The sequence below is a fragment of the Arthrobacter sp. NPDC080073 genome (assembly GCF_040686575.1).
Classification (GTDB): domain Bacteria; phylum Actinomycetota; class Actinomycetes; order Actinomycetales; family Micrococcaceae; genus Arthrobacter.
On record NZ_JBFBKR010000008.1, the window covers coordinates 36271 to 48655 of the forward strand.

9 protein-coding genes and 1 tRNA gene are annotated in these 12385 nt (G+C 63.6%); 5 read left to right on the forward strand and 5 right to left on the reverse strand.

What is annotated here, in order from left to right; translation table 11 throughout:
- Positions 1 to 15: 15 nt before the first annotated feature.
- Both AB0O52_RS11170 and AB0O52_RS11175 read left to right on the forward strand, forming a co-directional pair.
- Complete coding sequence (locus AB0O52_RS11170) at positions 16 to 468, forward strand: hypothetical protein (protein WP_364537509.1); 453 nt, start codon at positions 16 to 18, stop codon at positions 466 to 468.
- A 24-nt stretch (positions 469 to 492) separates the two neighbouring features.
- Complete coding sequence (locus tag AB0O52_RS11175; RefSeq protein WP_364537511.1) at positions 493 to 942, forward strand: Rrf2 family transcriptional regulator; 450 nt, start codon at positions 493 to 495, stop codon at positions 940 to 942.
- 134 nt (positions 943 to 1076) lie between these two features.
- On the opposite strand, the gene AB0O52_RS11180 is transcribed toward AB0O52_RS11175, so the two are convergent.
- From AB0O52_RS11180 to AB0O52_RS11195, 4 genes are all read right to left on the reverse strand, one after another.
- Positions 1077 to 1712: a TetR/AcrR family transcriptional regulator gene (locus AB0O52_RS11180; protein WP_364537513.1), complete on the reverse strand. Its 636-nt coding sequence runs from the start codon at positions 1710 to 1712 to the stop codon at positions 1077 to 1079.
- 1 nt (position 1713) lies between these two features.
- Positions 1714 to 4236, reverse strand: coding sequence for a PEP/pyruvate-binding domain-containing protein (locus AB0O52_RS11185; protein ID WP_364537515.1), 2523 nt, complete (start codon positions 4234 to 4236; stop codon positions 1714 to 1716).
- On the reverse strand, positions 4233 to 5789 hold the full coding sequence (locus AB0O52_RS11190) for an MFS transporter (protein ID WP_364537517.1): 1557 nt from the start codon (positions 5787 to 5789) through the stop codon (positions 4233 to 4235). The genes AB0O52_RS11185 and AB0O52_RS11190 overlap by 4 nt, the downstream gene beginning before the upstream one ends.
- A 206-nt stretch (positions 5790 to 5995) precedes the next feature.
- On the reverse strand, positions 5996 to 7822 hold the full coding sequence (locus AB0O52_RS11195; RefSeq protein WP_364537519.1) for a phosphoenolpyruvate carboxykinase (GTP): 1827 nt from the start codon (positions 7820 to 7822) through the stop codon (positions 5996 to 5998).
- 283 nt (positions 7823 to 8105) lie between these two features.
- Between AB0O52_RS11195 and AB0O52_RS11200 the strand changes: the two genes are divergently transcribed.
- A tRNA-Arg gene (locus AB0O52_RS11200) sits at positions 8106 to 8179 on the forward strand.
- A 355-nt stretch (positions 8180 to 8534) separates the two neighbouring features.
- On the opposite strand, the gene AB0O52_RS11205 is transcribed toward AB0O52_RS11200, so the two are convergent.
- Positions 8535 to 9263 (reverse strand): FCD domain-containing protein, encoded by a 729-nt coding sequence (locus tag AB0O52_RS11205; RefSeq protein ID WP_364537521.1) that lies wholly within the window; start codon positions 9261 to 9263, stop codon positions 8535 to 8537.
- Between the two features lie 363 nt (positions 9264 to 9626).
- On the opposite strand from AB0O52_RS11205, the gene AB0O52_RS11210 reads away from it, so the two are divergent.
- A complete protein-coding gene (locus tag AB0O52_RS11210; RefSeq protein ID WP_364537523.1) occupies positions 9627 to 11267 on the forward strand; it encodes an ABC transporter substrate-binding protein in 1641 nt (546 codons plus the stop codon).
- A gap of 166 nt (positions 11268 to 11433) precedes the next feature.
- A complete protein-coding gene (locus AB0O52_RS11215) occupies positions 11434 to 12384 on the forward strand; it encodes an ABC transporter permease (RefSeq protein WP_364537525.1) in 951 nt (316 codons plus the stop codon).
- The last annotated feature ends 1 nt before the right edge of the window (position 12385 follow it).

Sequence of the window (12385 nt, forward strand, 5' to 3'; positions counted from 1 at the left end):
AAGGCGAGCATCAGCATGAATCCCCAGATCGACGGCCTCGAAAACACAGAGGAACTTGAACTCCGCGAAGTGCGTGAAACGCTTGGGGCCGCCTTGGCAACAGCGCAGGAACACCTGGAACAAAACGGTGGCTTCCTGCCCTTCGCAGTAACGCTCGCCGAGGACAACGAACTTCGGGTCCTGTTCGTAACGCCTGAAGAGCCGGACGAGGAGGGAAACGTCGACACAGAGTCGATGCTGGCAGACATCCTCGAATTGCTGCGTCAAGGCCGTGACGAATACCGTGCGGTGGCGATTGCGAGCGATGTAATCCTTCCGGAACACGGCTCGGACGGGATCCACGCCGCGGCTGAGCATCGCAGCGGTGGTCTCCTCGCAGCCGTTGTCCCTTATGTCCTGACCGCCGAAGGCTTCACCTTTGACAACGCCGAAGCCGACACCAATGAACCCCTCGTATGGGTGGACTAGACCCCACTCCGTAAGCTTGAGGGCATGAAGATCAATGCCTTCGCGGATGTGAGCCTGCGTGCGCTCTTGGTTCTGTCGTCCGCGCCCGCAGGAGAACTCCTGACGACCCAGAACATCGCAGACGCCGTGGGGACTCCTTACCACCACGTCAGCAAGGCCATTGTCCGGCTCCGGGAGCTGGGCCTCATCGACGTCGAGCGCGGCCGCAAGGGCGGATCCCGGCTCAGCGCCGCCGGACAGCGAGCCACCGTTGGCCAGATCCTGCGGGTACTGAACACCAGGCTCGACCCCGCCGAGTGCCAATCCCCCCATGGTGACTGCCCCCTGATCACGGAGTGCGGCTTGCGTCATGCCTTGGCTCGCGCGAGGGAAGCCTTCTACCGGGAGCTGGACGACGTCGTCGTCTCCTCCCTGCCGCACCTGCGGCAAATGGCGCCGGCATTCCACGCGATCGGGTTACGCCCCGAACTGTAGGCACGGCTTGTAAAGTCCTGTCCCCCATTGCACACCACCACGAGAATCCATTACAAAGTCTCTGGCTCGCCAACTGACTCGCATTGGTTGTCGTTTAGAGACCCCAGAACGACAACTAATGCGAGTCAGTTGGGTCAGCCCGGCACCCCCGGCGGGCCGACCACCACCCCCGGCGGACCGGCACCCAGCAGCGGCAGCATCACCTCGTCCACTACCCGCACCAAATAATCATCATCGATGGGCATTCCAGAGAAGATGAACCGCTGCCGCAACAAAGCGGGGCCGGCCTCGATCCTCGTCTCCGTGGCCACGCTGGGATCGCATTCGCCGCGCGCCGCGGCCTGCTCAATGATGGCTCGCATGATCTTCCCGACGTTGCCCCGCGTGTACTCGTGGACTTCTGCGGCCACCCATGGGTTCTGGAGCGCCTCCCCTAGCAGCCCGCGCATGGCCTGGCCCACTGCTCCTTCCAGCTGTTGCGCTACAAGCCGCAGGATCGCCAGGGCGTCCCCGCGCAGGCTACCCGTATCCGGCGCGGACGACGGGCTGGGCATGGCATCGTAGGCTGCCTCGAGCACCAACGCTGCCCGCCCGGGCCACCGCCGGTAGAGCGAGGCTTTGCTCGCCCTGGCGCGCTCGGCGACACTGTCCATGGTCAGCGCGGCGTATCCGGATTCGGCGATCTCCGCCCGGACTGCTTCGAAAATTGCACTGTTCAGGGCAGCTCCGCGCCGGCGCGGCAGCTTGCGATGGTCCTGTTGCTTCGGCATGTCAAACATTCCCCGGCGACGCAGCCGGCAGGACCACTCCCAGGCTTCCGTCCACGAGCACCCGCTGCCCGTCGGCCAAGGTGCTGGTCCCCGAACCGGTGCCCATGACTGCCGGAATTCCGTATTCCCTGGCCACGATCGCCGCATGCGAGCCGAGCCCTCCGGCATCCACCACAACCGCCGCGGCACGTTGGAACAACGGCGTCCACGAAGGGTTGGTGTATGGGCAGACCAAGATTTCGCCGCTGCGGAGCTGGCCGAACTCGGCCGGCCCCCGGATCACCCGGACAAGCCCGCTTGCCTGGCCGCGGCTGGCCGGGGTACCGGAGACAAGGGCTCCGTCAACCTGGCGGCCTCGGCCGAAGAGCAAAACCGGGTCAAGCAGCGGGATGCCCTCCAGCTCCCTCCGTTTCGCCGCCCGTGCCAGCACCAGCGGCCGGTAACGGTCACGCAGCGTAGCCGGCAGCGCGCCGTCGTCGTTGTCTGTGATGGACTCCAATTCCTCGAACCGCAGGTGATAGATGTCGTCCGGTGCGTCGACCACGCCAGCCAGCACGAGCCGTCGGCCGAGCTCCCGGTAGGCTCGGCGGATCGGCGGGATGGCTTTGGTGGCGTAGAAGTGGCTATCCTCGCGGAACGCCATTCCGGCCCGGGCGGACTCGACGGCCGCAAGCACCCTTCGCCGTACCGGTTCGAAGCGGAATGCCGGGTGACACTTCAATTCCTCAATCGCTGTACCGGTCTGGTCGGCCGTTTGATGCCGCTCTCCGGACATGGCCTTCACCAGCCCCAGCACCACCTCGGGGGCATCGGACCACGTAGGCGAACTGCTCAGGACAACGCTGGTGGTTTCGCGGTGTCCGTATTCCAGCTGAAACTCATGGAACGCCTCCCGGAAAGCGCGATGCTCTGGATCCTTTTCGACCTGGTCCAGCAGCTGGCGGGGGTCTGCTTCACGAAAGGCGCGTGACAGTCCGGGGTCGTCTGCCACAAGGGAAGCGAGCCGCTCAAGCGCCCGATTCGCCTGGCTCGTCCGGGTTTCCGCTCCTGCGATCAGCGCAGGAGCAAGCCTCATCTTGCCGAGGAAGAGGAGCATCAAGCGCATCTTCAGCACCGGCACGAGGACTCCGGGCAAGTAAGAAACCCGGAGATCCCCGATAGCCCGCATCGTCCCGAAGCACTCCTCCACAAGTTCAATGACCGCAGGCCACCGAAGCGGACCGAGGTCCATTCCGTTGAGCCGTTCGATTTCGCCAAGGAACTGGGCGAAGCGCGGATCTTGGGTCCACTCGCGGGGATTGTAATGCCTTGACCGACGCAGCAAAGACACTGGCGCGGCGAGCGTCCGGAGGGTCAGGCGCGGCACCGGAGGGATGAGCTGCACCACCACGCCGTCCTCTTCCGGCAACAACTCCTCAACCGTCGGAAAGACCACGCCCACGCTGCTGACCATCTCCCGCAGCATGCCCAGGATTCCCCGGCTCATCCACCCGGAGACATCCAGCGGATACGGCCGTTCCTGGAACATCTCGACGAAGAACGGCCCCACTCGCCGTTGGACCGCGTTGAGGCTGGGCGGTTGAGGCGGGAGCGCGGTCATCGGACGCGACTGCAGCACATACAGCACGCCCCCGGCCACGGCCCACTCCATGTCCTGCGGCCGGCCGAAATGCTGTTGGGCTTCCCGGCCCAGCCGGGCCAGCTCCGCCAATTGCCCCGCGGCGAGCCCGGGCTTGCCCCCCGGCGTACCGGCCCTTTCCCTCGTACCGCCGCCCTCTGCCCCGCTGATCACCACCTCGTGGCCACCTGGCGTGAAACCACGAACCCTTCCCGAGCGGTCCAGGACATAATGCTCCGGAGTCACCCGCCCCGAGACCACTGCCTCCCCCAGCCCGGGGTTCGCGTCCACCACTATTTCGCCCCGCTCGCCCGTGACCGGGTTCGCTGTGAACATGACACCCGCCATGGCGGCCCGCACCATTTTTTGTACGACGACGGCGATGGCCACCTCGTGCGGGTCGATTCCCTGCCTAAGCCGGTAGGCCATAGCCCGGTCCGTCCACAATGATGCCCAACAACTCGAGACCGCCTGGATGACATCTTCCTCGCCAATGACGTTGAGGTACGTGTCTTGCTGGCCGGCGAACGCCGCTCCCGGAAGATCCTCCGCCGTAGCACTGGACCGGACCGCGACCGCCCCGCCGCCCAGGTTCTCGTAGGCATCGAGGATCTCCTGCCGCAGCGGGCCCGGCATATGCGCCTCGGCAAAGAGGGACCGGATGGCGGCGCCGGTGCGCGCGCCGCCGTCGGGGGCATCGCTCAAGCCGGACAGCAGGCTATCCAACTCAAGCCCCACCTTCGTTTCTGCCAGGAAGGACAGGTAGGCGTTCGTGGTGATGATGAATCCCGGCGGCACCGGAAACCCCTCGCGCGCAAGCTCCCCCAAAGCGGCACCTTTGCCGCCCGCGCTGCCGATGTCCCCAGCGCAGAAATCGGCCAGGGGGGCAGTGGCTTTCTCAGTCATCTTCGGCTCCTCGTGCGGTGCTGTCTGCGGCGTCGGAAGGTTTCCGGGAGCGCGGTGTCCGAGTGCGCGGTGGTCCGCAACTCGCGCTCGGGAAGGAAGAGCGTCAAAACGAATGCCGCAGCCAACACCACAGCGGCAAAACCGAAAACCGGAGGAAGCGCATGTCCGAACGCCTGGGCAACCGCGATGCGGTCCGCGGCCGGCAGCGATTCCAGGGCCTTCGGTGTCAAGGAATTAATACGGTTGCCCAGCGCGGCCGCCAGAGGGGCCGGGACCGCTGCGGCAAAGCGCGCCGTGATCAAGGAACCCAGAACAGCCACGCCGACGGCGGCACCCACCTGGCGAAGGAAAGTCACCGTGGATGTCGCAGCACCAAGGTCCCGGCGCTCCACGGAATTCTGCACCACCAGTACCATGACCTGCATGACGAACCCGATTCCCAGACCGAGAAGCAGCATGGAGAGCAGGACGAGCCACGGGCTGCTGCTCGAGTCCATGGTGCTGAAAAGCCAGAGCCCGGGAACCGCAAGCAGCGTCCCGGCCACCGGATACAGCTTGTAGCGTCCGGTGAGGGTGATCAGCGCGCCGGATCCCGACGTCGTGAGCAGAAGCCCGGCCATCAGCGAAATCAACATGGCGCCCGAGGCCGTTGCCGACATGCCCATCCCCACCTGCAAGAACGCCGGAAGGTAATTCAAGGTGGCGAACATCGCAAAACCGACCAGGAAGCTCACCGCAGTCGGTATGGCAAAGGCAGGATCCCGGAACAGGGACAAGGGGATGATCGGATCAGGCGTGCGACGCGCCCTGAACAGCCAAGCCGCCAATGCCACAAGAGCCACACCCCCGAGGACCGGAGACACCCAAACCTGCTCCGGGTAACCGCCGCTGGAGAGGAAGATCACGGACACGATCGCAAGGCCCAGTAAGGCCGCGCCTCCGTAGTCCACTCGTCGCCCGCGCGGAGTAGCCGGGAGCCGCAGGGTAAAGGTCACCACGGCAAGGGCAGCCAATCCGAACGGAACATAGAAGTAGAAGATCCAGCGCCAGGAGAAATGATCAACCACCGCGCCGCCAGCCAAAGGTCCGGCAACCGCGGCCATGACGAAGGCTGCGCCGATAATGCCCAGAAGCTTGCCCCGCTCGCGGGGACTGACAAGTTCGCCAATGATCGATTGTGCCCCGATCATGAGCCCTCCGCCGCCGATGCCCTGAATCGCGCGGAAGGCGATGAGCTGCGGCACGGACTGCGCCAGCGAGCACAGTCCTGCGCCGATGATGAAAAAGATGAGGGAACCCTGCAGGATCCGTTTTCGCCCGAAAGCGTCGCCAAGTTTGCCCGTGAGGGGCATGGCGGCTGTGGCGGCGACAAGGTAGCCGGTGATGATGGTGGACATCTGATCCAGGCCGCCCAGATCCCCGGCGACGGTGGGCAGGGCCGAGGCCATGACCGTTTGGTCCAGAGCTCCGAGGAACATCACCAACAGGATTCCGGGCAGCGCCGTCCTGATGGCAGAGTGGACTTTCTCTGTGTGCTGCTGGGCATTATCCATGGCCCGGTCCCGGAAAATTAGAGAACTGCTGGTTCTCTAAAAACTACTCCCGCCGCAAGCGCGGCACAATGCCTGGTCAATGAAACGCCGACGGCGGTCCCGCACCTTGGGGACACAAGGTGCGGGACCGCCGTCGTTCGGTTGCCGAGGCCCACGCTGGGGGTTTCCCTGGCTGAGCGGAGCGAAGCGAGGGAGGCGGCGGGGTCCTAGGCCAGGCGGGCCTTCAGGCCTTCGAGCTCGGAGATGAGCGCGGCCGGCAGGGAACCGCCGAACTTTGCGTACCATTCCTCGATCGATGCCAGTTCGGTCTTCCACTCGGAGGGGTCGACGCGCACTGCGGCTTCCACCTCGGCTGGGGTCATGTCCAGGCCCTCGAGATCGATGGACTCGCCGGTCGGCACGAAGCCGATGGGAGTCTCGACGGCGTCGGCCTTGCATTCGAGCCGCTCGATGGCCCACTTGAGGACGCGGGCGTTGTCGCCGAAGCCAGGCCAGGCGAAGCCACCCTCGGCGGTGCGGCGGAACCAGTTGACCAGGAAGATCTTGGGCAGCCGCTCCGGGTTGGCCTTGGCTGACAAATTCACCCAGTGGTTCAGGTAGTCGCCTGCGTCGTAGCCGATGAACGGCAGCATGGCCATGGGGTCGCGGCGCACGACGCCGACGGCACCGGCCGCAGCAGCCGTGGTCTCGGAGGACAACGTGGAACCCATGAAGATCCCGTTGGACCAGTCGCGGGCCTCGGTGACCAGCGGGATGGTGGTCTTGCGGCGGCCACCGAAGAGGATCGCGGAGAGCTCCACACCGTCGGGGCTGAAGTACTCCTCGGCCAGCATGTCGATCTGGTCGATCGGGGTGCAGAAGCGGGAGTTCGGGTGCGCAGCAGGCTTGTCGGACTCGGGAGTCCAGGAGTTGCCCTGCCAGTCGGTCAGGTGCGCCGGAGTGTCCTGCGTCATGCCCTCCCACCAGACGCCGCCGTCGTCGGTCAGCGCAACGTTGGTGAAGATGCTGTTGCCCTTCGCGATGGCTCGCATCGCGTTGGGGTTGGTGCCCCAACCGGTGCCGGGAGCGACGCCAAAGAGGCCGGCTTCGGGGTTGACGGCGCGGAGCTCGCCTTCCTTGCCGAAGCGCATCCAGGTGATGTCGTCGCCGAGGGTCTCGACCTTCCAGCCCTTGATGGTGGGGTCGAGCAGCGCGAGGTTGGTCTTGCCGCAAGCCGAGGGGAACGCCGCCGAAATGTAGTAGGTCTTCTGCTCAGGCGAAGTCAGCTTCAGGATGAGCATGTGCTCGGCCAGCCAGCCTTCGTCGCGGGCCATGACTGACGCGATGCGCAGGGCGTAGCATTTCTTGCCGAGGAGGGCGTTGCCGCCGTAACCCGAGCCGAAGGACCAAATGGAGCGCTCTTCCGGGAAGTGCACGATCCACTTGTCGGGGTTGCAGGGCCATGCGACGTCTGCCTGACCGGGTTCCAACGGAGCGCCAAGGGAGTGCAACGCGGGGACGAAGAAAGCGTCGGTCTGCGTAATGCGCTCAAGGACGTCGGTGCCGATGCGTGCCATAATGCGCATCGAGGCAACAACGTAGGCTGAGTCGGTGATCTCGACGCCGAACTTCGGATCTTCAGCATCCAGGTGGCCCATGACGAATGGAATGACGTACATGGTGCGGCCGCGCATGGAGCCGGCGAACAGCCCGCGGAGCTTCTGCTTCATCTCAGCCGGAGCCATCCAGTTGTTGGTGAAGCCGGCGTCGTGTTCCTTCTCGGAGCAGATGAAGGTCTGCTCTTCCACACGGGCTACGTCCGCGGGATCGGAGAATGCAGCGAAAGAATTGGGGAAGAGCTCTTGGTTCAGCCTCTTCAGGGTGCCGGCCGCGACAAGTTCGTCAGTCAGCTTCTTGTTTTCAGCTTCACTGCCGTCAACCCAGTGGATGCGGTCCGGCTGTGTCAGCTCGGCTACTTCCTCCACCCAGGCCAACAGGCGTGCATGCGTAGTAGGTGCCTTCTCAAGCAGCGGCAGTCGCGCCAGATCGCCCATCGTGGTTCCCTTCCTCGGGTTCAGTGGTGTGTCCTAAATGCTAGGGGGCGCGGAGTAGACCAATCTGGGTCCAGACGTGGGATCTCCTGACCATTTCGGAGCAAAACCCCTAAAAATCAAGGATCCGCATCGGAGATTGGCCAAATTTAGTGACTAAGGTCACATAGACCGGTCTAGTTAGGCAGATTACACGGCGTCGATTTGGCACCAACAGGGATCTCGCGTAAAGTTTATTGAGGTTCGAGGGGGGAACGGTTTTGAAACTTCCGAGAATCACCAAGATGCGCCCATAGCTCAGCTGGATAGAGCGTCTGTCTACGGAACAGAAGGCCGGGGGTTCGAATCCCTCTGGGCGCACAAATCAAGACCCGCACCGGCCCCGGTGCGGGTCTTTTTTCGTTAAATTTCTGGCCCGGGTTTGCCCTAGCCGTCGCGGCGGCCTCGAGGCTGGGGGCTGGCCGCACGGTCCTCCCATGTTTGCCGCGCCAAGGCCACCAAATGACGAGACTCGCCGTGTCGCAAACGCTTTCCCAAACCAAAGATGGGGACGCTGGTGCGGTCGCCCATGGCCCGACTGCAAGGGAATGATCCAGCAGAATCGGACACCTACCGTAAAGCAGGGGCCGGCAGCCGGGTCGACAGCGCAAAGGCAAGGGCCGCCGTCGTACTTCATGAAAGTACGACGGCGGCCCTTGTGCTTGGGTGCCTGGCCTTAGACTGCGACGGCCTCGCTGATGCGGCGGCGGATTCCGTCGAAGTGACGGTTGAGCAATTCGGCAGCCGCGGTCTTGTCCCCGGTTGCGACGGCGGTGTAGATGCTTCGGTGCATGGCCGCTGTGGCTACAAGGTCTTCGTTGGCAGAGCCGATCTCCACGTGGATTTTCCGGTAGACCTTCCAGAAAACGCCCATGAGGTTGATGAGGAGCTCGTTGTTCAGCGGCTCGAACAGCCGGCGGTGGAACTCGGCGTCGGCGGCTACAAAGTTCTCGCCAGCCTGGGCGAGCTCCACCATCTGCTTGACGGATTCTTCGATCAAGGCGAGCTGCTCGGCGGTCATCACGTCCATGGAAGAACCGATCAGCCCCGATTCGAGGGCCTGGCGCACGTCCACGAGTTGCAGTGCCTCAAGCCCTTGGTGGCGCAGGGATAAGCGCCCACGGAACGTCAGGCCGTCTGCGAGCGCGTCGAAGTTGCTGGGGGCGACGAACATGCCAAAGCCGTGGCGGATCTCGATGACGCCCAGGGCCTGCAGCACTTTCAGGGATTCGCGAAGGGTGTTGCGCCCCACCCCCAACGCCACGGAGAGTTCATTTTCCGTGGGCAACGGATCGCCCGCCTCGAGCTCGCGTTCGAGGATCAATTCCATAATGTCCGACTGGAGGGCCCTGAGCCGGGCCTGTGCGCTGAACCGCGCCTGCGGAACGACACCGGAAGTGGTCATGGCTCTCCTTGCAAAAGTACCCATCCCCGACCCGGATCCTCTCAGGATCAGGGATAAGGAATCGGTGCAGTGTTAACGTTGAGGTGAGCCTAGCGCCCACCCTGGATATAGTGCTTCGCAACATACAATATCGGATGTCCCATCTCCCTGATAGATGTTCGCCTTTATTTTTGACCGCGCCCCGGTTCGAACCCGCGCAAGGTGAACCTCGACGCAGCACCCATCGGCAGTACCTCGCCGGCAGCCTGCGGCCACTCTCGGGGTCACTAGTGATCCAGATCTCGCTTGACGACTTCATGTGACCACCCTTACAGTTTCTTTACGAGCATCGGATGTCCTACATCCGATAACCAGAAAACTTGAATGGTGAGGCATCTTATGAGCAACACGATTAACAACCTGCCGCTGGTCAGCGACGCCAGCCGGCGCAACTTCCTCAAGTTGACCGGGGCGATTGGAGCCGCGGCAGCGTTCACGGCCACCCTGTCCGCATGTGGCGGTCCTGTCTCCACCACTACGGGCGCAGCAAACAACACTGCGACGGTCAACAAGGATCTCACCATCGAAGCAGGCATCTCCTATGCCCTGTCTACGGGTTTCGACCCGATGACGTCCTCGGGAGCCACGCCGCAGGCCGCCAACCTGCACATCTTCGAGGGCCTCGTGGAGCTCCACCCCGCCACCCGCGAGCCCTACAACGCGCTGGCAGCGAACGACCCCAAGAAGGTCAACGACACCACGTACCAGGTGACCATCCGCGACGGTGCCAAGTTCCACAACGGCGCCCCTGTCACCGCCGACGATGTTGTCTACTCCTTCACCCGCGTGATGGATCCGGCCAACAAGTCCTTGTTCTCCCAGTTCATCCCATTCATCAAGGACGTCAAGGCGCTCGATGCAAAGACGGTCGAGTTCTCCCTGAAGTACCCCTTCCCGGGCTTCGGACCGCGAATTTCCGTGGTGAAGGTGGTTCCGAAGGCATTGGCCTCGGCAGATCAGAAGGGATTCGATGCCAAGCCCGTCGGCTCCGGCCCCTACAAGCTGATCTCGGCCGTCAAGGACGACAAGATCGTCTTCGAAGCATTCACCGACTACAACGGCCCCAAGCCGGCACTCGCCAAGGGCATGACCTGGCTCTTGCTCTCGGACGCGGCAGCACGTGTCACGGCAGTCCAGTCGGGCCGCGTCCAGGCGATCGAAGACGTCCCCTACCTGGACATGGACGGGCTCAAGTCCAAGACCCGGGTTGAATCCGTGCAGTCCTTCGGCATGCTCTTCCTGATGTTCAACTGCGCCAAGGCCCCGTTCGACAACAAGCTGGTCCGCCAGGCCCTCCACTACGGACTGGACAAGGACGCCATCATCAAGAAGGCCTTGTTCGGCAATGCCAAGGCTGCGTCGTCGTACTTCCAGGAGGGCCACCCGGATTACGTCAAGGCCAAGAACGTCTACGGCTACGATCCCCAGAAAGCCGCGGACCTCCTCAAGCAGGCCGGCGTGGGCAACCTCGAATTCGAGCTGCTCACCACCGATACCGCCTGGGTCAAGGACGTTGCCCCGCTGATGCTGGAATCCTGGAACAAGATCCCCGGAGTCAAGGTCACCGCAAAGAACCTGCAGTCCGGTGCCTTGTACTCAGACAGGGTCGGCAAGGCCGATTTCTCGGTAGTGGCGGCCCCGGGCGACCCTTCCGTCTTCGGCAACGACGCAGACCTGCTCTTGAGCTGGTTCTACTCCGGCGCCACGTGGATGGCCAAGCGCGCCTACTGGACCACTCCGGAAAGCGCCACCCTTCAGGGCCTGATGGACAAGGGCTCGCAGGCCTCCGCGGCCGATGCGAAGAAGATCACCGGCCAAATCGTGGACCTCGTCTCAGATGAGGTTCCGCTGTACCCGCTCTTCCACCGCCAGCTCCCCAGCGCGTGGGACGAAAAGAAGCTCTGGGGCTTCAAACCGCTGCCCACCACTGGGCTGTCCTTCATCGGCGTCGGCCGCACAGCCTAGCCTCACCACACGCTGAGCCGCCCAACTAGCTCGCATTTGTTGTCGTTTAGACGGCTCAAAACGACACTTACTGCGAGCTAGTTGGGTCCCCGCACCTCTCAGAAGCACTACCCCGCGAGACCGCCACGCAGCGGCCGCACCAAAGCAACCGGAGAACAAATTGGTCATGATATTGCGTCTGCTTGGACGCAGGCTCGCGGCACTGCCCTTGATGATCCTGGGCATCACGCTGCTGGTCTTCCTCGTCCTACAAGCAGCACCAGGCGACCAGGCCGGCACGGCCCTCGGCGAAGGCGCCAGCGAGGCCGCCAAACAGCAGTACCGCCAGGACAACGGCCTGAACGATCCCCTGTTCGTCCAATACTTCCGCTTCCTGGGCAGGCTCCTGCAGCTCGATCTCGGCGTAACCACCCCGCCGTCCAAATCGGTGGCAAGCATGATCGCCTCGGCCTTCCCGCTGACCCTCCAGCTCACCTTCCTCGGGGTGATCATCGCCGTCGTCCTGTCCTTGGTTTTCGGCATCATCGGCGCCCTTTACCGCGACAAGTGGCAGGACCAGCTGGTCCGGATCTTCTCCATCGCGGCCATCGCCACCCCGTCCTTCTGGCTCGGCATCCTGCTCATCCAGTGGTTCGCGCTCGGTGACAACCCGCTGTTCCCCTCGGGCGGGATCGCGACGCCGGAATCCGGCTTCGGCGGCTGGCTCAACTCGATGGCGCTCCCGGCCCTCGCTCTCGGCATTCCGGTCTCCGCTTCCCTTATCCGCGTGGTCCGCACCTCCATGGTGGAGGAACTGGACCGCGACTACGTCCGGACAGCCATCGGCAACGGAGTCCCCTATCCCGAGGTGGTTTCGCGGAACGTCCTGCGCAACGCGCTAGTGACTCCGGTGACCGTGCTGGGACTCAGGATCGGCTACCTCCTGGGCGGCGCCGTCGTGATTGAAATGATCTTCGCCCTTCCCGGCATGGGCCAGCTGATCCTCAACGGCATCACCAACCTGGACGTCAACCTGGTCCAGGGCGTGGTCCTCACCATCTCAGTCACGTTCGTTCTGGTGAACATCGTCGTGGACCTCCTGTACCTGCTCATCAACCCCCGAATCAGGACGGTATAGC